This is a genomic window from Bacillus yapensis (assembly GCF_005280205.1).
GTDB classification, from domain to species: Bacteria; Bacillota; Bacilli; order Bacillales; family Cytobacillaceae; genus Robertmurraya; species Robertmurraya yapensis.
The window spans coordinates 92,137-118,427 of sequence record NZ_SUND01000012.1 but is presented as its reverse complement, the minus strand read 5'-3'; the positions used below and the strand labels follow the sequence as shown (position 1 = coordinate 118,427).

Here is a 26,291-nt window from a genome sequence, read left to right as displayed (position 1 = left end):
CCTGAAGCGGAAATCAACGGACATAATTCTTTTAACATTATGAATGTATTCAAAAGTTTACATTTACCCAAGAAGTTGCTAAGTTTAAAAGTAGAAAATAATTAGGGGGAATTTAAGTGGATAGAATACATATGCTTTCCCAATGGATGAAAGAAAAAGACATCGAAATGAGCTTCCTTACTTCAACAGAAAGCGTCTTTTATTTAAGCGGTTTTTACAGTGACCCGCACGAAAGACTTCTTGGAGTTGCTGTTTTCCAAGAGGAAGAACCATTCCTTATTTGTCCAGCGATGGAAAAAGAAGATGCAAAAAAAGCAGGCTGGCCATATGAAATCATTGGCTATAGCGATATCGAAAACCAATGGGAAATTGTGCAAAAAGCTGTTTCCAAACGCGTCAACAAGGTTACTCAAATTGGAATTGAAAAAGAACATATGAATGTTGAAAGATACGAGGAACTCACTAAGCTTTTCCCTGGCACTTCCTTTGTATCAGCAGAAGAAAAGCTAAGAAAACTTCGTATGGTTAAAGATGACAAAGAACTCTCTACGATCAAAGAAGCATGTGCTTTAGCTGACTATGCAATCGAGGTCGGCTGTTCTGAGATCAAAGAAGGCAAAACTGAATTAGAGGTTTTAGCAGCCATTGAATTTGCCTTAAAGAAAAAAGGCGTTGCAGCCATGTCCTTTTCAACAATGGTCTTAACAGGCGCAAATGGAGCTTCTCCTCATGGAAACCCTGGACAAACAAAGATCCAAAAAGGAGATCTTGTTCTTTTTGACTTAGGTGTTGTTGTCGACGGATATTGCTCTGATATCACAAGAACAGTAGCATATGGAGATATTAGCGATAAACAAAGAGAAATTTACGACACCGTTTTAAAAGCCCAATTAGCTGCGGTGGAAGCAAGCAAACCAGGTGTTGCTTGCTCAGAAGTCGATTTGACGGCACGTAAAATTATTGCGGACGCAGGATATGGTGAATACTTCCCGCATCGTCTTGGACATGGATTAGGAATCAGTGTTCACGAATACCCTTCTTTAACAGAAACAAATAACCTTCTACTTGAAAAAGGAATGGTTTATACAATTGAGCCAGGTATCTATGTTCCAGGAGTAGCTGGCGTTCGCATTGAAGATGATGTATACGTTACTGAAAATGGTGTAGAAATCTTAACGAAGTTTCCAAAAGAACTGCAAACTATACGATAAGAAAAAATCCTCTAGGGCTTGTCCTAGAGGATTTTTAATTAGTTATTCTTGTTCATGTAGATTCTTCACAGGTGTATATTCTAGATCTAATGAAGTAGCTACAGCTTCATAAGTGACAACACCATTAAGGACATTAATCCCTTTTAATAGACTTTCATTTTCCAAGCATGCTAGACGATATCCTTTATTAGCAATTTCGAGTGCATACGGAACTGTCACATTTGTTAAAGCAATCGTTGATGTACGAGGAACTGCTCCAGGCATATTGGCTACAGCATAATGAACAACGTCATATTTATTATAAGTTGGATTGTCATGCGTTGTAATTCTATCTGTTGTTTCAAAAATTCCACCTTGGTCAATCGCAATATCGACGACAACTGAACCAGGAGACATCGATTCAATCATTTCTTCTGTTACGAGTCTTGGCGCCTTCGCACCTGGAATAAGAACTGCCCCAATGACAAGATCAGATTCCTTAACCGCTTCGGCAATGTTATAAGGGTTAGACATAAGCGTAGTTACATCACTGCCAAAAATATCATCTAATTGACGAAGACGTTCTGGGTTTAAATCAATAATTGTTACATTTGCACCTAATCCAACTGCTAGCTTAGCAGCATTGGTTCCTGCTACTCCACCACCAATAACTGTAACTTTAGCACGTTTTACGCCAGGTACACCTGATAATAATATCCCTTTGCCTCCGTTCACCTTTTCCAAATATTGCGCACCAACCTGAGCTGCCATTCTACCAGCAACCTCACTCATTGGTGTCAAAAGTGGCAATGAACGATTCGGTAGCTGCACCGTTTCATAAGCAATTGCAACAACCTTATTTTCTACTAAAGCCTCTGTTAATTGTGGCTCTGCCGCTAAATGCAAATATGTAAACAAAATCAATCCTTCTCGGAAATAACCGTATTCAGATGGAAGTGGTTCTTTTACTTTCATCACCATTTCCTTAGACCAAGCTTCTTCAGCTGTGCTTACAATTGTTGCGCCTGCATTCATATAATCAGAATCTGTAAATCCAGATCCTAAACCTGCATCCGTTTCTATGTAAACTTCATGTCCAAAATTCACTAAATTAAGAACACCAGCTGGTGTCATAGCAACTCGATTTTCATTGTTTTTTATCTCTTTTGGTACCCCTATACGCATGTTTGCCCCTCCCAAAAAAAATGTCAAATTCGATTCTACTATAACACCTAACTAGAGAAAGAATAAAGAGAATTTTTTGGCATAGAAAAAGAGGTGCCTGAAACACACCTCTTAAATTGCTACTTCAACCTATTCCGTTTCTTCAGCAGTAGGGAATTGAGACATATCAAATTGACCATCAGGTTGATCAATTACGCCACTATTGTAAGCATTCATGATTTGCTCGCTTACTTGATCCGTCCCTTGCTCATCATAAAAATAAACAAAATCCTTCGTCGGATCCTTTTTCATTTTGCCAACTCCCCTCAAAAAAATTAATCTGCATCATTATTTTTCGAAAATTTGTTACAGATATTCATAAAAAGGAGTTGTATAATTAAGGTAAAGGAGGAGATAAATATGAGTCTCAAGTATAAGAACATACTAGTTGCTGTTGATGGTTCTACAGAAGCAGAATGGGCATTTAAGAAATCGATTGAAATTGCTAAACGAAATGACGCAAAAATTCTTCTTGCACATATTATCGATACACGTACATTTGCCGCAGTTGAAGCTTACGATCGAACAATCGCCGAGAGAGCTGACCAATTTGCTACTGAGCTGTTGGAGAATTATAAGCACCTGGCACTCGAAGCAGGAGTAAAAGATGTCACTTATATTGTCGATTATGGATCTCCCAAAGTAAGAATTCCAAAAGATATTGCCAAAAAACAAAATATTGATTTGATTATTTGTGGAGCAACAGGACTAAATGCAGTAGAACGGTTCCTGATTGGAAGCGTTTCCGAACACATTGTTCGCTATGCATCCTGTGATGTGATGATAATACGAACAGAAAAAGATGAGTAAATTTTAGTATATAAATAAGCACACTGCAGATTTCTTGCAGTGTGCTTTTTCTCTAGTTCATTTTTGCTTCTGCTTTTTGTAGTGCCAATTTAATTTGCTCAAAACCAGTTCCACCTGCACTATTTCTTCTTTGAACAGCAGTTACTGGATTTAATACTTCGTAAATATCCGCTTCAAAAAGAGGATGCGCCTCTTTAAACTCGTCAAGCGACAAATCCGCTAAATAGCATTGCTTCTTCACGCAAGTTAATACAAGCTGACCCACAATTTCGTGACTTTCACGGAAAGGAATTCCTTTTCCAGATAAATAGTCGGCTAACTCGGTTGCATTCGAAAAATCATTTTTAGTTGCAGTCTCCATCTGGTTTGTATTAACCTTCATCGACTCAATCATCCCAGCAAAAATTTTCAGAGAGCCTGTTACAGTTTTCACTGTATCAAACATACCTTCCTTATCCTCCTGCATGTCCTTATTATAAGCAAGAGGAAGCCCTTTTAAGACGGTAAGGAGTCCCATCAAATTTCCGTACACTCGACCCGTTTTTCCACGGATTAACTCGGCCATATCTGGATTCTTTTTTTGCGGCATGATACTTGAACCGGTGGAAAAAGCATCATCTAACTCGATAAAACGAAATTCCTGCGAAGACCAAAGAATGATTTCTTCACCTAAGCGCGACAAATGCATCATCAACATAGAGCTCGCAGATAAAAATTCCAAGATAAAATCTCGATCACTTACAGCATCCAGGCTATTCTCGTAGATCCCTTGGAAACCAAGAAGTTCCGCTGTTAATTCACGATCAATCGGGAAAGTTGTCCCAGCTAACGCCCCAGCACCCAAAGGGGAAACATTGATACGCTTTTGTGATTCTTGGAATCTTTCCTTATCCCGCTCTAGCATCCAAAAATAGGCCATGAGATGATGAGCGAAGGAGATTGGCTGTGCTCTTTGTAAATGCGTGTATCCTGGCATAATGGTCTCAACGTGAGCTTTTGCTTGTGTAAGCAAAGCATTTTGCATTTCATTTATAAGCTGAATGACTGTAGACGTTTGTTTACGTAAATAGAGATGCATATCGGTTGCAACCTGGTCATTTCGGCTTCGACCTGTGTGAAGTTTCCCTCCCACAGGACCGATCATGTCTGTCAGCTTGCTCTCTAAATTAAGATGAATGTCTTCTAGCTTCACAGAATATTCTAATTCATTGTTATTCGCTTTTTCTTGAAGGGCCAGTAAACCCTTCTTAATTAATTCAGAATCCTCGTTGGAAATAATTCCACATTGTCCGAGCATTGTCACATGGGCGATGCTTCCTTCCAAATCCTCTAACACGAGCTCCTGATCAAATGAGATGGAAGCACCGAATTCATCTACCCATTCTTCTGCTGTTTTGGTGAATCTTCCACCCCAAAGCTTTTTCACACTGTCACCTTCTTGTTTTGCACCATACTTTGAACCTTTGTTGGTAATCCATATAATTGAATGAAGCCAACAGCAGCACTATGATCAAACTCATCCTCTTTTGTATACGTAGCTAATTTTTCATCATATAAGGAGTAAGGAGACTTTCTTCCTTCAACAATCGCATGACCTTTGAAGAACTTCACTCTAACCGTACCCGTCACATATTTTTGCGTATCCTTTAAGAACGCAAGTAGGGCTGACGTTAACGGAGAGAACCATAGAGCTTCATAAATAACCTCAGTGATTTTCTTTTCGATAACTGGTTTAAAATGTGCCACTTCTTTCACAAGTGTTAAATCCTCAAGCTCTTTATGGGCTTTAATAAGAGTCATTGCACCAGGACATTCATAGACCTCACGAGATTTAATCCCTACTAAACGATTTTCTACGTGGTCGATACGTCCGACTCCATGTTTCCCTGCAATAATATTCATTTCTAAAATTAATTCAGAAAGAGGGTAAGACTTTCCGTTGATTTTAACTGGAACGCCTTGCTCAAATTCAATTTCCACAAACTCTGGTGTGTCTGGTGTATATTCTAAGCTAGTTGTTAAGTCATAAGCATCTTCTGGTGGAGCTGCCCAAGGATCCTCTAGCACACCACATTCATTGCTGCGTCCCCATAAATTTTGGTCAATTGAATATGGGCTATCTAAGTTAATTGGAATCGGAATTCCGTTATTTTTTGCATATTCAATTTCTTCTTCACGTGACCAGCTCCACTCACGAACAGGAGCAAGTACCTTTAAATCAGGATTTAATGCATTGATCGAAACTTCAAATCTCACTTGGTCGTTTCCTTTACCTGTACAACCGTGAGCAACCGCGACTGCTCCTTCTTTCTCTGCCACTTCTACAAGCTTTTTTGCAATAAGTGGACGAGATAGAGCGGAAACTAAAGGATATTTTCCTTCGTAAAGTGCATGAGCTTGAAGTGCAACTAATGCATAATCATTAGCAAACTCTTCTTTTACATCAAGAACGTATGAGCTAACTGCTCCAACCTGCAACGCTTTTTCTTTGATGAAGTCTAAGTCCTTTCCTTCTCCCACATCCAGGCAGCATGCTACTACTGCGTATCCTTGTTCCTGTAACCATTTAATTGCAACAGAGGTATCTAAACCTCCAGAGTAAGCTAACACGATTTTTTGATTTGCCATTTTAAAATGTCCTCCCTTAAGTACTAAACTTGTAGCTTTATAGATTCCTTTAGATATGAATAAATATTCATTGAGATATATTTTTATTCTTTTTCCTTGATTACCAATTTAACAAGATTCTTTTCATTTTTCAATACTTATTCGTTATTTTGTATAAAAATTAATTGATGAAGGCATTTTCTAAGTGTAGTAGAATAAAAGCAAATACAACCGGTTTAATCGGGACTTACCTTTGGGGGCATTTTTATGAGTGAACATTTTATCAATGATGAGAGATTAGGAATAGCCATCCCACGCTTACACCTGGATTGGGACGAGTACTCTGAGGAAACACAACAGTCGATTTTATTACGATGGGAAATCATTCGTGGGAGAATTCCTGACCGCATTGCTGAAATAGAGGGAGTAATCAACAAAAAGCAGGATGAACTTTCAGACGAAGCCGATTTTGTGCGCTCTTGTAGACTAAATAGCGAAATTGCCGATTTGGCATCGGTTATAAATGATTTATGGCTTTGGTATCGGACCAATCAAAATATTTCTGGAAAAATGCATCAATGAGGGAAATAAAGGAGGACAGAGATTAATCCAATCTCTGTCCTCTTCCGTTCAATCTTATAAATCTTTCTTCAATTCTCTCACGACATGCCCGATTTCAGGGATAATTAAGCGATTCATCGCAAGCTTTACTGCTCCTGTAGAACCAGGGGTAGAGAACACTGCTTTATCGTTCACAACACCTGCTATGGCACGAGATAAAATTGCGGCCGAGCCGATATCTTCTTGATAACTTAACATGCGAAAGAGTTCACCGAAGCCAGATATCTCTTTATCAAACAAGCTTTGAACGGTTTCGATCGTAACATCTCTTTTCGCTATTCCAGTCCCTCCATTGGTTAATACAACTTCAATTTCGGGATTCTCACAGCCTTTTACGACTGCCTCTCGAATAGCTTCTTTCTCATCCTTCACAATGACATAGTCGCCAATCACATGACCGGCAGCCTCTAATAAAGATATCATTGTCTGACCACTTTTATCCGTTTCCTTTGTTCGGGTATCACTCACTGTGATAACCATACAAGCGACTTGCTGGGGTGCCTCTTTTTTATGTTCTGTTGTACTCACGTCTATTGCTCCTTTTCAAGCAAATATCTCATTTGATAATAATTATGGGCAAATTCCGTTACTTTTCTCGTTAATTGATAGTTCATCCCAGCACCGAGTGCCATACTTACAACAGGGATTCCTTGAATCTTTCTATTTTTGAATAAAAGAATCGTCCACCCTTTAATGATTTGTTTTAAGGGTTGCTCCAGCCAAGATGTATCCGTGAGTTTATCCTCACCATCATAAAAATAAAACTCATCTGTAGCATGTAATTCATCCATTAACTGTTCCCAACCTTGACCGAGTAATCTTTTTGGAAGAGTAGCAGCATGAAAAACCTTCAACGAAGTCATCATTTCAAATGGATTATTCACTTCATAGCCATAAGTCATGGCAATTAATTGGACTACTCGAAGATTGATCACAATGATGGCAGGTATATCTGCACCAAGAACTAGTGGCCCACCAGTACCTGAAAGTCCCCCTTGTGCAAATGAATATAAACGATGGCGAGCGATTTGTTGTTTGGCTATGTATTGAAGCTGATCAATGGATAGGTTTTTTAAATCGTCTAGTTGGCTAATGTCTTCATTAAATACTCGGCCGGCAGCCAGAATTCGTTCTTTTGCATCGTGCTGGAGACTGCTTCCTTGAATTAGAGCATGCAGATGAAAGAGCCATGTATCGAGAACAGATAAGAACTCCTCTTGGGTTTGTTCAGGTAAGAGTGCAAAAGCACGTTCCAAATATTTTTCATATGTCAAAACTAAATCATTGGGCTCGTAGCTATAAAGACTTTGCTCCCAATCTTTAATCTCTAAAAACAGCTTATTTTCTCTATCCGTTAACATTTAACAATCCTCCTCGCAGGACTATACTCTACTGTTTAGTATAGCATATGAAGGAGTTGAATAAGAAAATGTGGAAAGACCTCATATATCTCGTTCAATTAACTCAGGTACTCGGAAGCCTATTTGTATTTACCTTTTAGCAACAATAGAACAATAAGGTCGATGATGCCTATTCCACCCATCGCAATACAATAGTACAATCCCCCTAGCCCTTGACTAATTCCATCTGTTTCCGTCAAAATCCACCAAATACTTCCTAATCCCAGGATAAAAACGGTTAAGAGAAAACTTATTATGAACGCAATCCACAATTTCTTTGTTTTTCTCAGTAAAAACCGTCCAAAAAAAATCGAAACAAATAATGAAATAATCATCAGCCCAAAATATATAACTAATTTCATTTCGCCCACCCATATTCGTTTTAAAGTATATTACTATCTTTCAGTAGTGATAGAACCACTTCGTGGGTAATAAAAAAGTCCATGGTGTTGTAATGATCACAATGGTAAGTGCAACTTTTACCCTCAATGCTTTTTCTACAATTAGTGATCTAAAGGTGAAATGATAATTAAATAAAAAGATAAAAAAAGACGTGATTACCATAGAAATAATGATGATAACTACAGCCATTGAAGAACTAAAGGGATCATAGGCGATTCCTGCTTCGATCTCATAAGGAAGTCCTAGGCCACTCCCAACAATCAAAACCAAGAACAAAAATACTGCACCGATAATATCAGCCAAAAATCCGAACAGCCACACTTTTAGTATGCTTTTTTTATAGAACGTTTTAAGGCCAAGACCTTGATTGGTTAGCTTAAACAAAAAGAAGCAAACGATAATCACTAATGAATCAATTACAAAATTTCCTGCTAAGGCAATAAAAATGACTGGTGGAAAAAACAGCAGCATCCAAATTGGAAAAATAACATTATATACTTTCATACTCTTTTATTTCTCCCCTCTTTTTTTAATAAAAAGTGTAATTTTACACTAATTATAACAAATGATACCTTTATTGCAAATATTTTCTTAAAAACAAAAAAGCAATCTTTCCCCTGCTAATCCATAGCAAGGAAAAGATTGCTTAATAAAATGATTAATGAGCCAATCTCACAACGTCACGAGCAATCATTACTTCTTCGTTTGTTGGAATGACTAATACTTTTACAGGAGAATGTGGGAAGCTGATAAACGCTTCTTCTCCATGCACTTCGTTTAATGCTGGGTCAAAATAAACACCCATGAATTCTAAACCTCTAAGAACTCTTTCACGAATAGCTGAGCTATTTTCACCGATACCAGCTGTGAAGATAATCGCATCTACTCCGTACATGCGCGCTGCATAAGAACCGATGTATTTATGGATACGGTCTCCGAATACTTGTAATGCTAGTTCAGCACGCTCATTTCCTTTTTCGGCTTCTTGCGTAATATCTCTTAAATCACTTGAGAATCCAGAAATCGCAAGCATACCACTTTCCTTATTCAATACATCTAAAACTTCATCAGCCGTTTTATTTGTTTTTTCCATGATATAAGGAATTAACGCTGGGTCAATATTTCCAGAACGAGTTCCCATTGTCACACCTGCAAGTGGCGTGAAGCCCATAGATGTGTCAATTGATTTTCCGCCTTGGATGGCAGCGATACTTGCACCGTTTCCTAGGTGACAAGAAAGTAAACGCAGCTGCTCTAATGGACGACCAAGCATTTCCGCTGCACGTTGGGATACATATTTATGTGAAGTTCCGTGGAAACCATACTTACGAATTCCGTACTTCTCATAATATTCATATGGCAAGCTATATAAGTAAGAGTTCGCTGGCATTGTTTGATGGAACGCAGTATCAAACACAGCTACCGCCGGAACGTTTGGAAGTACTTCCTGGAACGCTTTAATCCCTGTTAAGTTAGCTGGATTATGAAGTGGTGCTAATTCAGATAGAGCTTCAATCTTTTGTAAAACATCTTCTGTAATTAAAACAGAATCTGCGAATTCTTCTCCACCGTGAACCACACGATGACCAATACCTTCGATTTCATCTAAGGATTTGATGATTCCTTCAGTAGTTAATTTATCAAGTAGCATTTTAACTGCTACGCTATGATTCGGAATATCAGTAGTTTCTGTTTTCTTTTCCCCGTTCACAGAAATAGTGAAAATTGAATCCTTTAAGCCAATTCTTTCGATCAAGCCTTTTGTAATAACATCTTCAGAAGGCATTTCAAATAATTGGAATTTCAAAGATGAACTTCCTGCATTAATTGCAATTACTTTTGCCATGATTTCCGCTCCTTTAGACTAACTGAAAATATGTATTGATAATCCTTACTTATTTTGTTCAAGTAAGGCAATTTCTATCTCTCAATTTCTCATTTAATCACTGTCATATCGACAATTCAAGACAAAGGACATTTTGTTACCGTTTTCAGCGCAAAGTAATTATTTTCTGATTTTTAAAGACATGTTCAGAATATCACAATCTTAAGGATTAAAAAACCGCTACTTTGACGTAGCGGAATTATTTAAGAGACTATTTATTCTCAGCCATCCAGACATCAATTTTACTAAGAATACTTTCGACTTGTACTCCATTTGAAAGACTAGGTAGATTAACGAGTAACACCTGCTTAGGAGCTTTTACATCCTCGCCCTTTTTTTGCAAAATCAAGATACTCTTGGCCGCATTTTGCTGGCGGAACATTGACAATGGAAGCTGTAAAATCCCTTGAATATAAGCTGTTTCTTTTAAATATTGATGAAGCTTCGGTGCTTCTTCACTTTCAAAAAGTCCATTCGGAATAATAAAGAATAAATAACCACCGGGTTTTGTATAGTTTAAACTTTGTTCAATAAACAAATGGTGGGCATAGGAGTGACCTTTTTCAGATTTAAGCTGAAAATCATTCGCGCGAACATCATTCGGATAAAATCCAACGGGAAGGTCACTTACTACCGCATCTGCAAGCTCAATAAACAATGGCTCAAGACTATCTTGATTAAATAACTCGACTGGGTGCTGTTGTAAATTCGCGTTGACATACGCCAGTTTAATCAACAAATCATCGATATCGATTCCCATACCATCAATTTCTTTTTCTAGCTGTTGATTCATCACAGTTGTTAATAGATTTCCCGTACCTACAGCTGGGTCAAACAAACGATAGGTAGACTTCGTGACAAATTTATTCACTAAGTAACCTACGAGTAATCCGACCGCATCTGGAGTCATTTGGTGGTTAGGTTGAGCACTTTCCTTCATGCCTTTTAAGATGGCTAATTGAAAGGATTTGCGAATTTCTTCAGCAGTATGCGAGTTAAGCTGAAGGGACTCATAGCTTTTTTTCAACCTTTTCTCCGTTAATTCACTCAAGTCCTCTTGAAGGATGGAATTTTGAAATATATTTTCTCCTGTTTCTGCCAAAGCTTCTAGAAACGTAATGGATAATTCCTCTTGTAAAATTATTGCTGTATCATTAATCACTGAAAATAAATCTTCAACTGGAGATATCTTCACTACACATTCCTCCTCATTCTATTTTTATATTCTAGCGGGATTATTCACCTTGTACAAGTGGAGTGAATCGATTAGAGGGAATTAGAGAAAGGGAAGCATAAAAGAAGAAAGACCCAGGGAATAATCCCAAGGCCTTGTCCGTTCTTATTTCGCTGCTTTTGCTGCTTCAAGAGCTGCTTCGTAATTTGGATGATCTGTACCTTCACCTACATACTCTACATATGTAACTGTATCAGTAGAATCTACAACAAATACGGAACGAGCTAATAATCTTAACTCTTGCATGACAACTCCGTATGCTTCTCCAAATGATAAATCGCGATGATCGGATACAGTCTGAACATTTTCAATGCCAGCTGCTGCACACCAACGTTTTTGTGCAAACGGTAAGTCAACACTTACAGTTAATACCTTCACGTTATCAAGCTTCGCTGCTTCTTCGTTAAAACGACGAGTTTGAGCGTCACATACTCCTGTGTCGATAGAAGGTACGACGCTTATTAGACGTACTTGACCTTTTGTATCCTCAAGTGTTACTGGAGATAAATCATTTGCTAAAACTGTGAAGTTTGGTGCTTTGTCGCCAACCTTCACTTCTGTTCCAACTAGGGTTACAGGGTTTCCTTTAAAAGTTACTGATGCCATCTCAGCTCATCCTCCTTAACATCATATGTACAGTGTAAATCATAACCATTCAACACTTATATTGCAAATATTAAATCTTTTTTCTCCACAAAAAAGTTAGCCCTCGAGATAAAGAGAGCTAACCTTCGATGAGCTACATATCAAGTTCCTCTTTCGCTCCACCATATTCTGGGTTCTGATACTGATTTTGCTTCTGTTGGCCATTGCTTTGGCTGTTTTGATTTTGAGCATTTTTACTAGATAGCATTTGTTGAATCTTTTCAACAGCTTGCGGTGCTAAGTCTAGAATTTTTTCATATAGATGGGTACTTTCATCTAAATGAACCATTTTTACTTCTTTAGAATTAACGATGAGAAAGGCGATTGGCGTGATGGAAACACCGCCACCACTACCACCACCAAAAGGGTGCTTGGACTGATTGTTGCCATCTTTAGAGCTTGATCCACTATTGGAACCACCATCTAAGATGAATTCACTTCCTCCAGCCGCAAAGCCGAAACCCACTTTCGACACGGTTAAGATGACACTACCATCAGGTGTCTCCACTGGATCGCCAATGATCGTGTTCACATCGATCATTTCTTTTAGATTTTCCATTGCAGTTGTCATTAAGCCTTGTATTGGATGCTCAGACACTTTGGTTCCTCCCTTTAAACGGATTTAGTCTTATTGCCAAATATACTAGATAGAGGCTTTGTCTTAAATTGCGGGATGCCACCCTTCCAGTATTTGAATAGTTTAATTCCTGCAAAAATAGCATGCCCGATCCGAAAATGAATCATACATTTTAATGAGGTTTGACTTATTGGCCTGTTAAAATCTGGCGTAATCATAATTTGTGGAATTTCAGGCACCCTCATCATTGAACAAATAAGCCCAATAATACTTCCTTTTACCGTCCAAATAACTCCAGTTATCATCCCGGTATATGCCGCATCTCCTACTCCAACAACCGTATTCCACTCAATTTTAGAGACTGTGACTTTTTTCAGAAAGGAACGAATAATTCTATGTAAACCACCAACATGTTTTAAAAGCACCTTCATATCCTTCAAACTAGCTAACAATTCATCTACTGTGAATTTCTCTTTTCCCTTTTTTTGCTCATTTTCTTGTGGCCCCACTTTCATTTCTACATTTTCCTTCACAACAATGGCAGGGGAGTCCTTATCCATTTTGATGACGGGGATATTGATTTTATATCTAAGGAGTCCAAATAATGCCTTCAATGTAATCTTCAAATGGTCATCATCATTTCCATGGTAATAATCAATGATTACGCTAAGTTTCATAATCAAGACCACTATGATTAGTAAAATTATCGCGACTACTGCGATTGCAACCCACATCATCTAAATTCACTACCTTTCAGCCTATCATTATCGACGAAGGACAAAAAAAATAAACCTGTCTCATCGACAGGTTTATTCAGGCTGTTCCAAAGAAAAAAAACACTCTCCATACAACCCTTATCTTTCATGGATCACCGATGTATCCGAAAATAGATCATGTAATCCTTGTTTTTTCGGTAAAAACGCAACTATTGCATATGAAATCCATACGGTCGTTGAAATAAAGCGACCAATCCATTCTCTAAATAGGATTGTGCCCCAGGATAATTTATTTCCTTTTAACGGCACCACTTTTAAGCCAAATACCATTTTCCCTAATGTTTGACCAAAGTACTTTGTCATAAGAACAAAGTAGGCATAGAACGTAATTGCTGTTGCAATCGTTACAGGCGCGAAAATGCTAAATGCATTTAAATCGATGTCTAGGGCACGAAAGGCTGGGTTAATCAAGAGACGATTGATGCTTCCGATCACAACTAAATCAAGGAGATAAGCCCAAAACCTCATCCAAAATCCAGCAAACTTTAGGTTTTCTTGCTGACTCAGTTGCAGATGAGTCTCTTCCATACTTCTTTCCTGCTCAAATTGAGTTGTATCTTCCATTATGCTCCCTCCTTATTCCGCATACATATACATAAGGCGCGGAGAATGGGTTTGAGATAGTATGTTAATTAAGCTCGAAATTTCTTGATCCCCACCCATAAATTTTTGTGCACCCATGCTTAAGAACGAACCAATGCCAAAGTTTTCTGTGTAACTGACCACTTGAGCATCAGAGATTTTTTGCTCCTTCTTCACTGCCTCAACAACATCTTCAAAGTAGCCAAAATCATCAATTAAGCCAAGTTCTTTTGCCTGTCTTCCATCATAAATTCTTCCATCCGCGATTTTCTTTACTTGTTCCTCTGTCATATCTCTTCCTTCAGCAATAACATCCACAAAGCCTTCATAGGAATTCGAAATCATCGATTGAAGAATTCCTTTTTCTTCCTCAGTCATGTCTCTTGTTGCGCTCATAATGTCTTTGTATGGTCCACTTTTGATTGTGACAAATTCGACGCCATACTTTTCAGCAAGCCCTGCAAAATTATAGCCCTGCATAATAACGCCAAGAGAACCGGTTAATGTTTCAGGACTAGCGAAAATTTTATGAGCCGGTGCAGAAACATAATAGCCTCCAGAAGCTGCCATCGATCCCATTGAAATATACACTGGTTTCTTCGCTTCCGTTTGGATTTCGACGATTTTGTCATGGATTTCCGCACTTTCCACAACCCCACCACCTGGTGTATTCACTCGTATAACAACAGCCTTAACCGTATCGTCTTCTTTCACCTGTTCAAGTTTCTCCATGAATGTACGGTGATTATATCCCTCACTAGCAAATAACGAAGTCACATTCCCTGTATCTTGGATCGTCCCATTTATATCTAAAACGGCAATCCGATTAAAGGCATCTCCTTCCTCAATCACTTCTTCCATAAACAACTCATCGGTAGCACCAAACATTTCATCAAAAGATTTTTCTAAATCACTGAATGCAAATATTGAAAATGTATTCACCGCGATAGAGAAGAATAATAACACAGCTGCTATTCCTAAAGCGGCCCAGCGTTTTCCAGTCAAGTAGTCGTCCTCCTTTTTCTCTAAGCATGTTTTTCGTGAAAATTGTTGTTAAAATCCTAATGCCGATTTTAACGTAGAAATAGCCAGCTTGTGCATCGTATCTAGTTTGCATGTTTTTTTCTATGAAAAAAACTGGCTATTTTCTCAGTGATTTTCGACCAGTTATCATTGAAAACAAAGATAACTTCATTGAACTTTTGCTTCAATAGCAACAAGTTTTTTTCGTAAGAAAATAAACAAAGGTTGAGAAAAGAGCTATCTCTAAAATGGCAATTCCTGCCTTAAAATGGACACAAATTATTTACGGCTTATCTTTAAAAATGTTTCAAATATTTATACACTATAAATATAAGATCTATGTTAGCGTTATCAAGTTTCTTTAGAAATAGGAGGTATCCTTAATGCCTAGTCGAAAAAATGTCTACTTATTCCACAGAAATGATCCTGAAATGCTTGAACATGTTCGTCCCTTATATGAACGTGCAGAAATCTATGGATTTACCATCGTAAAAGATTTTACCAAGGCGAATATTATCGTGAGTATCGGAAGCGATAGTACTTTCTTGCAAGCTGTAAGAAAAACAGGTTTCCGTGAAGATGTTTTGTATGCTGGGATATCTACAGAAGAAAAGCTTAACATTTACTGCGATTTCTATATTGGCGATAAAGGAAAAATTATTGAGGCGGTGTCTAATGAACTAATCGAAGTAAGACGCTATCCAACCATTGAAGTGACGATTGACAATGAATTTTCATTCCAATGCCTCAGTGAATTTAGTGTCCGTTCGTCCATCATCAAGGCAATCGTATTAGAAATAAATATCGATGAATTACCTTTTGAAACCTTCAGAGGAGATGGGATTATCGTTTCAACTCCTACTGGTAGCACAGCTTACAATAAATCTGCTCACGGTGCAATCGTGGATCCGCTCCTTCCGTCCATACAAGTGAGTGAACTAGCCTCTTACAACAATAATCAATATCGGACACTTGGCTCTCCCTTTATTCTAAGTGGGGAACGTGAGCTTGTTATTAGAGTTGTCCAAGATGGAAACGACTATCCAACAATGGGAATGGATAACGAAGCCCTAAGCATCCAGCATGTAGAAAACATTCGCGTGAAATTAACCGATAAAAAAATCAAGACGGTCAAACTCAAAGACAACTCCTTCTGGGAAAAAGTAAAAAGAACGTTTCTATAAATAAAAAATCGAGTGAATCGCTCACTCGATTTTTTTAATCGTTATACTCCAAGCCCGCTGCCTTTTTTCGATTTCAAGCCAAGATTCACAAATAACTTTGTCTTGGACAATGAATAAATTGCTAGGGCTCCCCAAATAAATATGAATGCTAGAAGATGAGCCTTTGAGAACGTCTCATTATAAAGAAATACCCCTAGTATTAAAGTAAGTGTTGGCGCAATATATTGGATGAATCCAAGCATCGACAACGGAATCTTTTGCGCGCCTTTGGCAAAATACAAAAGTGGTAGAGCTGTCGCTAACCCAGAACCGATTAACAATAAGTCTGTCGAAATCGAAACGGATAGAAAAGCTTGGTTTCCTTGCACAAATAAGAAAATAATATAAGCAAGTGCAATTGGCGTAACAACCATGGTTTCCAAGGTTAAACCAATAGAAGAGTCTACCTTAATTAATTTTTTCGCTAAGCCATAGAAGCCAAATGAAAAAGCTAAAGCAAGAGAAATCCACGGAATCTCACCATAAGATATACTCAAGATTACTACCCCAACAATCGCCATGAAAAACGATACATATTGAGCAGGAGAAAGCTTTTCTTTTAAGAATAAAACTCCTAACAATACACTAACTAAAGGATTAATATAATAGCCAAGGCTAGCCTGAATCATTTGGTCATGATTGACTGCCCAAATATAAACGAACCAGTTCCCACTTATTAATAGCGAAGCAATCACCAATGCCCATAGCCGCTTTTGATTATCCTTCAACCCTTTTAAAGTCGTAATGAATGGGGACCATTTTTTTGTGATAAGAAGTAATAAGACCATTAATACAAATGCCCACACAATTCTACTTGCCAAAATTTCATCGGCACTAACTTCACCAAGGAACTTCCAATAAATCGGTAAAAGTCCCCAAATTACATAAGAGATCCCCGCTTGAATCGCCCCTGATTTAATTTCATTATCTTTCATCTAGTTTGCCTCGATTCTTTCTATTCTCGAAATAAATCCATTATAACGAGTCTAGGCTGATTTCTCCATTCCTTTTGCTCGAAAAAGGCAAACTATTTTTTGGCATATTTCTAAGGCCTTGCGAATACGACTTCTCCGCCGATAACCGTCATGTCGACTTGAATGCGTGAAATATCATAAGAATCAATGTTAAAAATATTTTCAGCAAGAATCGTAAAGTCTGCTAAAAAGCCTTCTTTTATCATTCCTCGGTCTTCCTCATGGCATGAAGCCATTGCACTTCCTTTCGTATATAAGCAAACCGCATCATAAACGGAGAGTGCTTCTTCTGGTAGATAGCTTTTTCTTTCCAAGTCAAAAGGATTTGTCCTTGTAACAGCTGCCTGAATACCGAGCAGTGGCGCTATATCTTCGACGGGTGCATCTGAACCACCTGCACAAGGGATATGCTCGTTTAAGGTTTTCCAGGCATAACAGTATTCCATATGGTCTTCACCGACTCGCTCTATTACCCAAGGAAAGTCAGAGGCAACAAAGCTCGGCTGGATATCTAAGATCACTGGAAGCTTTTTTGCCCTCTCAATAAGATCTAATCTTAGTATTTGAGCATGAATCAAGCGGTCTATTCCCGCTCCTTTTAACGGATGTTCTTCAATTGCCTGAAGTGCCATTTCAAATGCCAAATCACCAATCGCATGGATAGCTACCGGCATATTCATTCTTCTCGCTCTTGCCACAAGCTCATTTAGTTCAATTTGCGGAAATATCGCGACTCCATTGGTTGTCAGGTCATCTGCGTAAGGATGGCTAAGCAACGCCGTTCTTCCACCCAATGAACCATCTGTGAAAATCTTGATAGCACCGAACTCTACCCATTTGCTCCCCTTTAAAAAGGCTCCTCCGGACGATTTGAAATCATTCATGACTTCATGGTTAACCAGCAAGTGAGCCCGAAGCTTACTCCCTTCTCCTTCAATTACATGTTGAAAAAGATTGTAGGTATCTTCAAATCCGTTATAATAGGCGAGATCCTCCGTATGTACTCCTGTTAACCCTTTTTGATGAGCATCTGCTATTGCTGTCCGCAATGCTTTTCTTAAATACTCCTCTGAAGAATTTGGCATAGCATTCAACATTAAATCTTGAGCATTTTCCTTGAAGATTCCGTTCAGTTCGCCATCCTTATCCTTTCCAAGCACTCCTCCAGGAGGACATTCTGTATGCTTACCAATGGAAGCTGTCTTTAACGCTACTGAGTTGACCACCATCGCATGACGGCATACCCTTTTTAACAAGACAGGACGATCGGAAACAATTTCATCAAGCTCTTTTCGGACAATTGGAGCTGGCTCGTCCCATTGATTTTCGTTCCAGCCTTCGCCAATAACCCATTCACCATCTTCTAAGTTCACTGCGTATTCTTTAACCGCTTGTAAAACTTCCTGCTTAGAGCGATAGGAAGACAAATCCAGCCGCACCAACTTTTCGCCGTGACCAATTAAATGAATATGGCTATCGACAAAACCTGGGATCATCGTACTTCCATTTAAGTTATGTTTGATTGTGATTTTAAAAGAGTTCCCTAGCTCTTCAATCGAACCAAGCCCAATGATTTTATCTCCTTCGGTTACTATCGCTTCAACGAGATGCCCTTCTTCCTGAAGTGTATAAATAGGACCGCCATACCAAAGTGTAGCCATTTTCGCATTACTCCTTTGTATTCGAAATAAGAAAGAATGCAGACGAAAAATCTCGTCTGCATGTAGGTTTTCTATTTTAATTCTGCTCAGCTAGTTCTAATTCCTTCTGTCTTAATTCAACTCTTCTAATTTTACCTGAAGTCGTTTTCGGTAAGTCTGAGACAAATTCTATTTTTCGAGGATACTTGTAAGGAGCTGTTAAGCTTTTAACATGGTCTTGTAATTCTTGAACAAGATTTGGATTTTCCGTGTCCACTCCGTCTTTTAAAATGATAAAGGCTTTTACTACATTACCCCTTGTTTCGTCCGGACTCGCCACAACCGCGCATTCCTTAACAGACGGATGTTTGACAAGGGCATCTTCTACCTCAAACGGTCCGATTGTATAGCCAGAGCTAATGATAATGTCGTCGCCACGACCTTCAAACCAGAAATAGCCTTCTTCATCCTTCTTCGCTCTATCTCCCGTAATATAGTAGTCGCCACGGAACTGCATCGATGTTCGCTCAGGGTCCTTATAATAATGCTTAAATAATGCTGGAGTTTCGATATGAACTGCAATATCGCCCACTACACCAGGAGCACATGGCTTTCCGGTTTCGTCGATGATTTCCACTGTATTTCCAGGAATCGGTTTGCCCATTGAGCCAGCTTTAAGCTCCATTCCTTTCGTGATCCCGACTAACAATGTATTCTCCGTTTGGCCATAGCCATCTCGAACCTCTAAATTGAAATATTTTTTGAATGTATCAATAACGTTTCTGTTTAAAGGTTCCCCTGCAGATACAGCACTGCGGAGATGCGATAATGTATATTCTTCTAGATTTTCAACTTTTGCCATTAAACGATATTCCGTTGGGGTACAACAAAGGACATTCACCGAATATTTTTCAAGGAGCTGTAAATATTTATTTGGTTCAAATTTTCCATGATAGACAAAGCCAGTTGCTCCCGAACCAAGCACAGATAAGAACGGACTCCAAATCCACTTTTGCCAGCCTGGACCTGCTGTTGCCCAAACCGTATCCCCTTCTTCAATGCAAAGCCAGTTTGGAGCAGCTGCTCTTAAATGAGCATATGCCCAGCCATGCGTGTGAACAACTCCTTTTGGATTCCCAGTCGTTCCAGAAGTATAAGAAAGAAACGCCATATCCTCTTTATCGGTATTAGCAAGTGCTAATTCAGATGACGCCAGTTCCATTTCTTTATCTAAATGAATCCATCCAGGAGCTTGCCCCCCTACTACGAATTTTGGTAGCTGGTCTACTCCATCAATATCCTTCATTTGATCCACATAAAGATGATAGCTTATAATCGCTTTCACATCGCCATGTGTGACCCGATATTGGAGATCCTTTGTCCTTAGCATCTCAGAGCTCGGAATCACAACAAGACCACTTTTCAAAGCTGCTATGTACACTTGGTAAGCCTCAATTAATCTCGGGACTATAATTAAAACGACATCCCCTTTTTCTAGACCACTATTTAAGAAGACATTTCCAATTCGATTGGCATTCTCAATCAACTGTTTGTAAGTTATTTCTTGTGTAGCCCCTTCTTCCGATTCCCATTTTAGAGCAAGGCGATTTGGATCCTCTGCAAACTTTTCCATTTCTGAGACGAGATTATAATTACTGGGTGCTAAAAGGTCTTCTCTCTTCATCATGATTCCCCCGTTCATTTTGAATTAAGTAGGCTAAACAATTATTATCTAGTCATAATAGTTAGTTGTAATACTATCTTACATTTTTTTAAATAGATTTTCTATAATTAATTTTCTGAATATAGAGGGTTTAAAAAAAGAAGCGGGACGAAACCCGCTTCTTGTAGCCATTTTATTTATTTGTATTATTTGAAGCCTCCACCTAATTGTGATTCAGCCATTGAAACAAGACGCTTTGTAATTTCTCCCCCAACTGAACCGTTAGCACGAGAAGTTGTGTCAGCTCCAAGACTTACGCCGAATTCAGAAGCAATCTCATACTTCATTTGGTCAAGAGCTTGTTGAGCACCAGCAACTACTAATTGATTTGAGCTTGAGCTGTTTGCCATAGGATATCACCTCCTTGTGAATATAGAATGTGTTATCCGTATGACCTTCATTCAATTTGAACGTTGGTAATTGTTCACAAAAAAGGTTTTTATTTATTGCATAGTTTTTTATAGTGCTGGACTTCTCTCAAATCCTCTTTTTAAAAGAGATCTTCTATCTCTTCCTTCACTTTTGGACTAATATGAATCGTTTCTGTTCCTTCGACTGCGTCCTTAATAAGTGGTTCAAAATCAACAAAGCTTTCGTAAAACTCAACCTTTTCCTTTTTCGGTTTCGTTTTTGGTGAAGCTGGAACAAATACCGTACAGCAGTCCTCAAATGGTTGGATCGAAATATCATGTGTATCGATATCCTGCGCAATTTTGATGATGTCCGTTTTATCCATCATAATCAACGGACGTAAAATCGGCGTTGCGGTCACATCATTAATCGTAAACATGCTTTCTAACGTCTGACTAGCCACCTGACCTAAGCTTTCTCCTGTGACAATTGCTAGAGCCTCATGTCTTTCTCGCAAAGCGTCTGTGATACGCAACATTAATCTTCTAGTTGTCGTCATTGTGTAATTTTCAGGGACTTGCTTATGAATTAATTGCTGTGTCGCCGTAAATGGGACAACATGGAGGGTAAAATAGCCTCCGTTTGCTTTCGCCAATTTTTCAGCTAGTTCAACAACCTTTTGTTTGGAACGTTCACTTGTAAAAGGCGGGCTAAAGAAATGAACCGCTTCAATCTCTAATCCTCGCTTCATTGCTAAAAATCCTGCAACCGGGCTATCGATTCCACCTGAAAGCATAAGCATTGCCTTTCCACTTGAACCAATTGGAAGTCCGCCAGCTCCAGGGATATTTTCGCAAGATAAATAGGTCGCTTCTTCCCTAACTTCCACACGAAGATCGATATCTGGATTTTTCACATCCACTTTCAAATTCGGAATATTTTTTAGCAAATGAGCACCAAATTCTCTATTCAACTCATTTGTATCAAGCGCATAGGTTTTATCCGCTCTTCTTGCAGAAATTTTGAAGGTTTTACCTTCTTCATACACGTCTCGAAATAATTGAAGAGCCGCTTCCTTCATTTCCTCCATATCCTTACTTGTTTTTACTGCCGGACTGAAGGATGAAATTCCGAATATCCCTTTGATTCGCTCGATAATTTCCTCGCCATTATCACCATTCAAGACGATATACATTCGTTCGCGCTGACCTTGGACCTTCGCATTTGGAAAATCACTAATGGCCCTCTGAATGCTTTTTTTCATTTTATCGACAAAATGATTTCGATTTCTTCCTTTTGTGGAAATTTCACCGTAACGTATTAAAATCCGATCATAGTTCATCTTAATTCATAACCTCTTTCAACTTATTTACCGTTTCTTTAATGGCCTTCACAACAAAGATTGCTTCCTCGATCGTATTTTCATACGTCAGGCTGATTCTTATCGCACTTTTAGCTATTTCTTCAGGTACGCCCATCGAGAGTAACGTACTGCTCGTTGTATGTTTTTTGGAGGAGCAAGCACTTGTTGTAGAGACGTATATGTCCTTCTCCTCAAGGGCATGTAAGAATACCTCCGCCTTAAACCCTTTAATTGAAAAATTAACAATATGTGGTGCTGAACCACGTGCTGGTGTATGAATTGTGATCTCTTCCAATTCATTAATACCCTGGATAATTGTTTCTTTTATTTTCACGATATTACCAAGAAACTTTTTCTCGTTTTCCAAAGTCATACGTAGGGCTTTTGCGAGTGCAACAAATCCTGCCACATTCTCCGTTCCACTACGATATTTTCTTTCCTGTCCTCCTCCTGTTAGTAAAGGAGAAATTTGAATTCCTTCATGAATATACAAGAGGCCGGTTCCTTTTAGACCATGAAATTTATGAGCTGAGAATGAACATAAATCAACAAGATTCAAGTCTAATGGAACTTTCCCAACTCCTTGGACGTGGTCCACATGGAAAAGAACTTTCGGATAGTTTTTAAGAAGACGACCTATTTCCTCAATCGGCTGAATGGTCCCTACCTCATTATTGACATGCATCACAGAAACTAAGATCGTATTTCGTGAAATAGCTTTCTCCATGTCAGCAACATTAATTCTGCCTTCCTCATCAACAGGGAGATATGTAACTTCAAAGCCTAACTCCTCAAGCTGCTCGAATGTTTCACGAACCGATGGATGTTCAATGTCTGTCGTAATAATATGTTTTCCTCGGTTTTTATACATAAGGGCTGCACCCTTAATAGCTAGGTTATTGCTTTCTGTTCCACCAGAAGTGAAAATAATTTCATTCGCTTTGATATTTAGAAGGTCAGCAATTTGCTTTCTTGCTTTCATCAGTAGTTTATCTGCTTCCCCACCGATACGATGTAGGGAAGAGGGGTTTCCGAAAAAATCAGTGGTCACTTTTACAAAGGAATCAACCACTTCTTTATACGGTTTGGTGGTCGCGCTGTTATCGAAATAAATCATTTCAAAATCCCCCTAGGAAAATCACTTTCGCTAACAGTAAATGTTAACATATATCGAATCAATTGAAAATGAACGAGGTTTTTGACAAAACGAAAGGCTCGCAAATTTGATTGCGAGCCTCTTCTCTTTATAGCACTTGTTCTTCTAGCATTGCCTCGATTCGTTTTAGAGCGCCTGGCTCTATTTCCTCAATAGCGGTAGCTGCTTGCTCTAATGCAGCTTGGTAGTCATAGCCTCTGAAGGATTTCTCTGCTTCTCTTAAGCCTCTATCTACTGAAGCGTAACGACTACGATAACGATTTCCATACTGGATGACCTTTTCAACCAACATGACCGTTTCGATCATATCATTCGTTATATCGTAAGTTTTTTCAACATTTATTACCGCCAACTCAAGTGCATTTTGCACAGTTGGGATATCTAATGGCTTTTCTTCAAGTCTTTCCTTGACTTCACTGATGCTTTCCTTTGATTCTTGGATCATCACCAAGTAGTCTTCTGGTACACCAGGAATATTATTTTTAGATGCAAGCTTAATCGTTTCCGCCATTTTCCGAGCTAGCTCCTGCACCTTTTCTCTCGCTGCAAGTTCATCTTTTCTTAACATTTGTAGCATTTCAAAGAATGTAGCAAATTCACTGTTTACCTGTTCAAGCTCTGCCTTAAGATTGCTTAACTCAATTTTTAAAAGTGAATGCGCCGTCTCATCATTTTCAATTCTCGTTTCTAAAAGCTCATAACGCTTCATCAATTGCTGCAACAGCTTCTCTAGCTTACTTTGCTCTTCCAACTTACTTTCCGATAAATGATAGCTATGCTTGATTTCTTCAATTTCAGACTTAAGTGTTTCATCTGCTTGTTGAGTGAGTTCAAGCAATTGCTTAGTTTGGTCCTGATTCTCTTTTAGGAACTGCTTCGCATTGACTTCCTCTTCTAATAAATCATAGAGAAGCTCAATACCTTCCTTTAATTCCACAAGTCCGTTTTCTACTTCTTCTGTTTCTGTTTTTTCGAGGAATTGTTTATATGTATCGAGTACAGTTTCAATTCTCTCTATTTCTTTATCCAGTTGGATATGATCTAAAATGTATCCCTGTTTGACCATTTCATCATGTCCTTCTTTTAGCTCCTGAAGCTGTGAAGGAATCTTGGACTGGCACTCTAGCAGAAGTTCCGGAATAATCTCTAGTTTATTACTTATTTCCTCGAGCTTTGCTTTAATCGATAGGACAATCTCTCTTGCATTTAAATAATTCCCATTGCTCGTTAGCTCATCGAATTGTTGAAAGTTTACAATGATTTCATCAAGCTGTAATTCTAAATTTTTCTCCGCAATGCCATAGTTATGGTGATGAGTGAGGAGTTTCTTTTTACTCACTCGATATAAATCTTTTAATTCATCAATTTCGTTACGGCTTTTTTCTTCACTTCCAACTAGGTCTTTAATTTCATCAATCAAAGCTTGAACATTCTCTTCTGTTTCGGTCAAATCTTTTTCAATCGCGTTCAAGATTTGTTTTGCTTTATTGAATCGATATTTATCAATATATTCCTCTGCGTCAAAAAGATATTCTTCCACATCAGGAAGACCCTTCGTGACAATCTCGTCCCATTCTCTACGCCATTTTTCAAAAAGCTCTTCTGTCTGTCCGGTCATATTTAATTTCTTGACCTTAGACATCTCATCCAATACAGGACGATTCATCACATCAATTTTCCATGCTTCCAACCGGTCAATGTCTTTATAATATTTTTTCTTCATTACATAACCGGTTATATATAAAATAAGAATTAAAACTAATCCGACGATAATAAATTCCATTTTTAAGCCCCCTGTCCAGCTCCAATAACTTTAGTTTTTTAGTGAACTAAATTTCATTATTGTGCCTCAACCGAACATACATATTTTATAGTAATATATCATTTATAAATTCTAGTATTTTTTCTCTTTGTTAAAACCGTTTTATAATGTGCATTTCAATGTTTTTATGATACCATGTAAACGACATTTTTTGACTATTAATTTCAAAATTTTTGTATTCCAACCAGTATTTTTTCTTTTTTCGAACGGAAATTCGACTGTACGGGGAGGGACTATAGGTGAAAAAGGATGGGCATATCCATACCCCATTTTGTCCTCATGGTACAAAGGATGCATTTGAAGAATATATCGAAAAAGCAATTCAGCTAGGTTTTTCGGAAATATCCTTTACTGAACATGCACCATTACCAGAAGGCTTTGTCGATACGACTCCAAATCAGGATAGTAGTATGAAGCTTGAGGAACTAGATACGTATTTTGAGCAGATCAACCAATTAAAGCTGATTTATGAGGATAAAATTCGCATCAACTGTGGACTAGAAGTGGATTATATCGAAGGGTTCGAAGCACAAACGAAGGATTTCCTCAATCATTACGGGAGTAAGCTCGATGACGCAGTACTCTCTGTTCATTTCTTGAAGCATGAGGATACTTACGCTTGTCTTGATTATAGTCCGAATGTATTTGAACAAATGATCGAAAAATACGGTTCCCTTGAAAACGTCTATGAGAATTATTTTCGGACTCTTCTAAAATCGATTCATGCTGATTTAGGACTATTTAAACCAAGACGAATCGGCCACATGACCTTAGTAAAGAAGTTTCAAAAAAAATTCCCAATGACACATGACTTTCGGAGTGAAATTTTACAAATTCTACAAGCGATTAAAAAGGGAAGTTTGGAGCTTGATTATAACGGAGCCGGCATATCAAAACCGTTGTGTGGGGAAACGTATCCTCCGAAATGGGTTGCAATAGAAGCCTCGAAGCTGAAAATTCCCCTCATTTATGGCTCGGATGCACATCAAGTGAAAGAATTGAAGCAAGGATATACTGCCCTTATAGATAGCAGTTACTTTCAGGCTGATTGAAAACGTTTGTC

The 26,291-nt window shown here is 38.4% G+C and carries 27 protein-coding genes; 5 read left to right on the top strand and 22 right to left on the bottom strand.

The genetic code is table 11. The features are described 5' to 3' along the window. Positions 1 to 131: 131 nt before the first annotated feature. Complete coding sequence (locus FAR12_RS15070; RefSeq protein ID WP_126409644.1) at positions 132 to 1,211, top strand: M24 family metallopeptidase; 1,080 nt, start codon at positions 132 to 134, stop codon at positions 1,209 to 1,211. Between the two features lie 42 nt (positions 1,212 to 1,253). Here FAR12_RS15070 and ald read toward each other — a convergent pair whose 3' ends face one another. Both ald and FAR12_RS23480 read right to left on the bottom strand, forming a co-directional pair. Then, positions 1,254 to 2,375, bottom strand: coding sequence for an alanine dehydrogenase (gene ald / locus FAR12_RS15065; protein ID WP_126409596.1), 1,122 nt, complete (start codon positions 2,373 to 2,375; stop codon positions 1,254 to 1,256). Between the two features lie 129 nt (positions 2,376 to 2,504). Continuing rightward, complete coding sequence (locus FAR12_RS23480) at positions 2,505 to 2,666, bottom strand: hypothetical protein (RefSeq protein WP_170972218.1); 162 nt, start codon at positions 2,664 to 2,666, stop codon at positions 2,505 to 2,507. Positions 2,667 to 2,774: 108 nt separating this feature from the next. Between FAR12_RS23480 and FAR12_RS15060 the strand changes: the two genes are divergently transcribed. After that, positions 2,775 to 3,224 carry a universal stress protein gene (locus tag FAR12_RS15060; RefSeq protein ID WP_126409595.1) on the top strand — a complete coding sequence of 150 codons (450 nt, stop codon included), beginning with the start codon at positions 2,775 to 2,777 and terminating at the stop codon, positions 3,222 to 3,224. Positions 3,225 to 3,276: 52 nt separating this feature from the next. Here the strand turns inward: FAR12_RS15060 and argH are convergent, their stop codons facing one another. Further along, positions 3,277 to 4,650: an argininosuccinate lyase gene (argH, locus tag FAR12_RS15055; protein WP_126409594.1), complete on the bottom strand. Its 1,374-nt coding sequence runs from the start codon at positions 4,648 to 4,650 to the stop codon at positions 3,277 to 3,279. After that, on the bottom strand, positions 4,647 to 5,852 hold the full coding sequence (locus FAR12_RS15050) for an argininosuccinate synthase (RefSeq protein WP_126409593.1): 1,206 nt from the start codon (positions 5,850 to 5,852) through the stop codon (positions 4,647 to 4,649). The genes argH and FAR12_RS15050 overlap by 4 nt, the downstream gene beginning before the upstream one ends. 246 nt (positions 5,853 to 6,098) lie before the next feature. Between FAR12_RS15050 and FAR12_RS15045 the strand changes: the two genes are divergently transcribed. Further along, positions 6,099 to 6,413: a hypothetical protein gene (locus FAR12_RS15045; RefSeq protein ID WP_126409592.1), complete on the top strand. Its 315-nt coding sequence runs from the start codon at positions 6,099 to 6,101 to the stop codon at positions 6,411 to 6,413. Between the two features lie 54 nt (positions 6,414 to 6,467). Here the strand turns inward: FAR12_RS15045 and FAR12_RS15040 are convergent, their stop codons facing one another. The 11 genes from FAR12_RS15040 to sppA form a co-directional block, all read right to left on the bottom strand. Continuing rightward, the gene (locus FAR12_RS15040) at positions 6,468 to 6,980 is read right to left on the bottom strand and encodes a MogA/MoaB family molybdenum cofactor biosynthesis protein (RefSeq protein ID WP_126409591.1); all 513 of its coding nucleotides are present in this window, start codon (positions 6,978 to 6,980) and stop codon (positions 6,468 to 6,470) included. Positions 6,981 to 6,982: 2 nt separating this feature from the next. Next, positions 6,983 to 7,813 carry an EcsC family protein gene (locus FAR12_RS15035; protein WP_126409590.1) on the bottom strand — a complete coding sequence of 277 codons (831 nt, stop codon included), beginning with the start codon at positions 7,811 to 7,813 and terminating at the stop codon, positions 6,983 to 6,985. 119 nt (positions 7,814 to 7,932) lie between these two features. Further along, on the bottom strand, positions 7,933 to 8,214 hold the full coding sequence (locus FAR12_RS15030) for a hypothetical protein (protein WP_126409589.1): 282 nt from the start codon (positions 8,212 to 8,214) through the stop codon (positions 7,933 to 7,935). Between the two features lie 40 nt (positions 8,215 to 8,254). Next, positions 8,255 to 8,758, bottom strand: coding sequence for a hypothetical protein (locus FAR12_RS15025; protein WP_126409588.1), 504 nt, complete (start codon positions 8,756 to 8,758; stop codon positions 8,255 to 8,257). A 154-nt stretch (positions 8,759 to 8,912) separates the two neighbouring features. Further along, positions 8,913 to 10,100: an acetate kinase gene (locus FAR12_RS15020; protein ID WP_126409587.1), complete on the bottom strand. Its 1,188-nt coding sequence runs from the start codon at positions 10,098 to 10,100 to the stop codon at positions 8,913 to 8,915. 250 nt (positions 10,101 to 10,350) lie between these two features. Beyond that, entirely contained in the window at positions 10,351 to 11,334 is a 984-nt protein-coding gene (locus tag FAR12_RS15015; protein WP_126409586.1) for a class I SAM-dependent methyltransferase, read from the bottom strand. A gap of 144 nt (positions 11,335 to 11,478) precedes the next feature. Then, positions 11,479 to 11,979, bottom strand: coding sequence for a thiol peroxidase (gene tpx / locus FAR12_RS15010; protein ID WP_126409585.1), 501 nt, complete (start codon positions 11,977 to 11,979; stop codon positions 11,479 to 11,481). Positions 11,980 to 12,112: 133 nt separating this feature from the next. Beyond that, positions 12,113 to 12,616 carry a GerW family sporulation protein gene (gene ytfJ, locus FAR12_RS15005; protein ID WP_126409584.1) on the bottom strand — a complete coding sequence of 168 codons (504 nt, stop codon included), beginning with the start codon at positions 12,614 to 12,616 and terminating at the stop codon, positions 12,113 to 12,115. Positions 12,617 to 12,630: 14 nt separating this feature from the next. Next, positions 12,631 to 13,332, bottom strand: a complete 702-nt coding sequence (locus tag FAR12_RS15000; RefSeq protein WP_126409583.1) for a DUF2953 domain-containing protein — start codon at positions 13,330 to 13,332, stop codon at positions 12,631 to 12,633. A 117-nt stretch (positions 13,333 to 13,449) separates the two neighbouring features. Then, the gene (locus tag FAR12_RS14995; protein WP_246010407.1) at positions 13,450 to 13,899 is read right to left on the bottom strand and encodes an RDD family protein; all 450 of its coding nucleotides are present in this window, start codon (positions 13,897 to 13,899) and stop codon (positions 13,450 to 13,452) included. 48 nt (positions 13,900 to 13,947) lie between these two features. Continuing rightward, positions 13,948 to 14,958 (bottom strand): signal peptide peptidase SppA, encoded by a 1,011-nt coding sequence (gene sppA / locus FAR12_RS14990; protein WP_126409581.1) that lies wholly within the window; start codon positions 14,956 to 14,958, stop codon positions 13,948 to 13,950. 401 nt (positions 14,959 to 15,359) lie between these two features. Here sppA and FAR12_RS14985 point away from each other — a divergent pair, with 401 nt between their 5' ends. After that, positions 15,360 to 16,160, top strand: coding sequence for an NAD kinase (locus FAR12_RS14985; protein WP_126409580.1), 801 nt, complete (start codon positions 15,360 to 15,362; stop codon positions 16,158 to 16,160). Positions 16,161 to 16,201: 41 nt separating this feature from the next. Here FAR12_RS14985 and rarD read toward each other — a convergent pair whose 3' ends face one another. The 7 genes from rarD to ezrA form a co-directional block, all read right to left on the bottom strand. After that, positions 16,202 to 17,134: an EamA family transporter RarD gene (gene rarD / locus FAR12_RS14980; protein ID WP_126409579.1), complete on the bottom strand. Its 933-nt coding sequence runs from the start codon at positions 17,132 to 17,134 to the stop codon at positions 16,202 to 16,204. 110 nt (positions 17,135 to 17,244) lie between these two features. Further along, positions 17,245 to 18,834: an amidohydrolase gene (locus FAR12_RS14975; RefSeq protein ID WP_126409578.1), complete on the bottom strand. Its 1,590-nt coding sequence runs from the start codon at positions 18,832 to 18,834 to the stop codon at positions 17,245 to 17,247. 76 nt (positions 18,835 to 18,910) lie between these two features. Further along, positions 18,911 to 20,497 (bottom strand): acyl-CoA synthetase MbcS, encoded by a 1,587-nt coding sequence (gene mbcS / locus FAR12_RS14970; RefSeq protein ID WP_126409577.1) that lies wholly within the window; start codon positions 20,495 to 20,497, stop codon positions 18,911 to 18,913. A 185-nt stretch (positions 20,498 to 20,682) separates the two neighbouring features. Next, positions 20,683 to 20,886, bottom strand: a complete 204-nt coding sequence (locus tag FAR12_RS14965) for an alpha/beta-type small acid-soluble spore protein (protein WP_126409576.1) — start codon at positions 20,884 to 20,886, stop codon at positions 20,683 to 20,685. A 140-nt stretch (positions 20,887 to 21,026) separates the two neighbouring features. Next, the gene (gene thiI, locus FAR12_RS14960) at positions 21,027 to 22,229 is read right to left on the bottom strand and encodes a tRNA uracil 4-sulfurtransferase ThiI (RefSeq protein WP_126409575.1); all 1,203 of its coding nucleotides are present in this window, start codon (positions 22,227 to 22,229) and stop codon (positions 21,027 to 21,029) included. 1 nt (position 22,230) lies between these two features. Then, positions 22,231 to 23,367 carry a cysteine desulfurase family protein gene (locus FAR12_RS14955; protein ID WP_126409574.1) on the bottom strand — a complete coding sequence of 379 codons (1,137 nt, stop codon included), beginning with the start codon at positions 23,365 to 23,367 and terminating at the stop codon, positions 22,231 to 22,233. 127 nt (positions 23,368 to 23,494) lie between these two features. Then, entirely contained in the window at positions 23,495 to 25,189 is a 1,695-nt protein-coding gene (gene ezrA / locus FAR12_RS14950; RefSeq protein ID WP_126409573.1) for a septation ring formation regulator EzrA, read from the bottom strand. Positions 25,190 to 25,467: 278 nt separating this feature from the next. Between ezrA and hisJ the strand changes: the two genes are divergently transcribed. After that, complete coding sequence (gene hisJ / locus FAR12_RS14945) at positions 25,468 to 26,280, top strand: histidinol-phosphatase HisJ (RefSeq protein WP_126409572.1); 813 nt, start codon at positions 25,468 to 25,470, stop codon at positions 26,278 to 26,280. The last annotated feature ends 11 nt before the right edge of the window (positions 26,281 to 26,291 follow it).

What these genes read in the sequence shown, in the direction of transcription:
- FAR12_RS15020 (WP_126409587.1), bottom strand. Translation starts at nt 10,100, where the DNA reads ATGGCAAAAGTAATTGCAATTAATGCAGGAAGTTCATCTTTGAAATTC.
- FAR12_RS14995 (WP_246010407.1), bottom strand. Translation starts at nt 13,899, where the DNA reads ATGGAAGAGACTCATCTGCAACTGAGTCAGCAAGAAAACCTAAAGTTT.
- FAR12_RS15030 (WP_126409589.1), bottom strand. Translation starts at nt 8,214, where the DNA reads ATGAAATTAGTTATATATTTTGGGCTGATGATTATTTCATTATTTGTT.
- rarD (WP_126409579.1), bottom strand. Translation starts at nt 17,134, where the DNA reads ATGAAAGATAATGAAATTAAATCAGGGGCGATTCAAGCGGGGATCTCT.
- FAR12_RS14975 (WP_126409578.1), bottom strand. Translation starts at nt 18,834, where the DNA reads ATGGCTACACTTTGGTATGGCGGTCCTATTTATACACTTCAGGAAGAA.
- FAR12_RS15045 (WP_126409592.1), top strand. Translation starts at nt 6,099, where the DNA reads ATGAGTGAACATTTTATCAATGATGAGAGATTAGGAATAGCCATCCCA.
- FAR12_RS15050 (WP_126409593.1), bottom strand. Translation starts at nt 5,852, where the DNA reads ATGGCAAATCAAAAAATCGTGTTAGCTTACTCTGGAGGTTTAGATACC.
- FAR12_RS14985 (WP_126409580.1), top strand. Translation starts at nt 15,360, where the DNA reads ATGCCTAGTCGAAAAAATGTCTACTTATTCCACAGAAATGATCCTGAA.
- mbcS (WP_126409577.1), bottom strand. Translation starts at nt 20,497, where the DNA reads ATGAAGAGAGAAGACCTTTTAGCACCCAGTAATTATAATCTCGTCTCA.
- FAR12_RS23480 (WP_170972218.1), bottom strand. Translation starts at nt 2,666, where the DNA reads ATGAAAAAGGATCCGACGAAGGATTTTGTTTATTTTTATGATGAGCAA.
- FAR12_RS15025 (WP_126409588.1), bottom strand. Translation starts at nt 8,758, where the DNA reads ATGAAAGTATATAATGTTATTTTTCCAATTTGGATGCTGCTGTTTTTT.
- FAR12_RS15000 (WP_126409583.1), bottom strand. Translation starts at nt 13,332, where the DNA reads ATGATGTGGGTTGCAATCGCAGTAGTCGCGATAATTTTACTAATCATA.
- ald (WP_126409596.1), bottom strand. Translation starts at nt 2,375, where the DNA reads ATGCGTATAGGGGTACCAAAAGAGATAAAAAACAATGAAAATCGAGTT.
- ezrA (WP_126409573.1), bottom strand. Translation starts at nt 25,189, where the DNA reads ATGGAATTTATTATCGTCGGATTAGTTTTAATTCTTATTTTATATATA.
- tpx (WP_126409585.1), bottom strand. Translation starts at nt 11,979, where the DNA reads ATGGCATCAGTAACTTTTAAAGGAAACCCTGTAACCCTAGTTGGAACA.
- FAR12_RS14965 (WP_126409576.1), bottom strand. Translation starts at nt 20,886, where the DNA reads ATGGCAAACAGCTCAAGCTCAAATCAATTAGTAGTTGCTGGTGCTCAA.
- thiI (WP_126409575.1), bottom strand. Translation starts at nt 22,229, where the DNA reads ATGAACTATGATCGGATTTTAATACGTTACGGTGAAATTTCCACAAAA.
- FAR12_RS14955 (WP_126409574.1), bottom strand. Translation starts at nt 23,367, where the DNA reads ATGATTTATTTCGATAACAGCGCGACCACCAAACCGTATAAAGAAGTG.
- FAR12_RS15070 (WP_126409644.1), top strand. Translation starts at nt 132, where the DNA reads ATGCTTTCCCAATGGATGAAAGAAAAAGACATCGAAATGAGCTTCCTT.
- FAR12_RS15035 (WP_126409590.1), bottom strand. Translation starts at nt 7,813, where the DNA reads ATGTTAACGGATAGAGAAAATAAGCTGTTTTTAGAGATTAAAGATTGG.
- FAR12_RS15060 (WP_126409595.1), top strand. Translation starts at nt 2,775, where the DNA reads ATGAGTCTCAAGTATAAGAACATACTAGTTGCTGTTGATGGTTCTACA.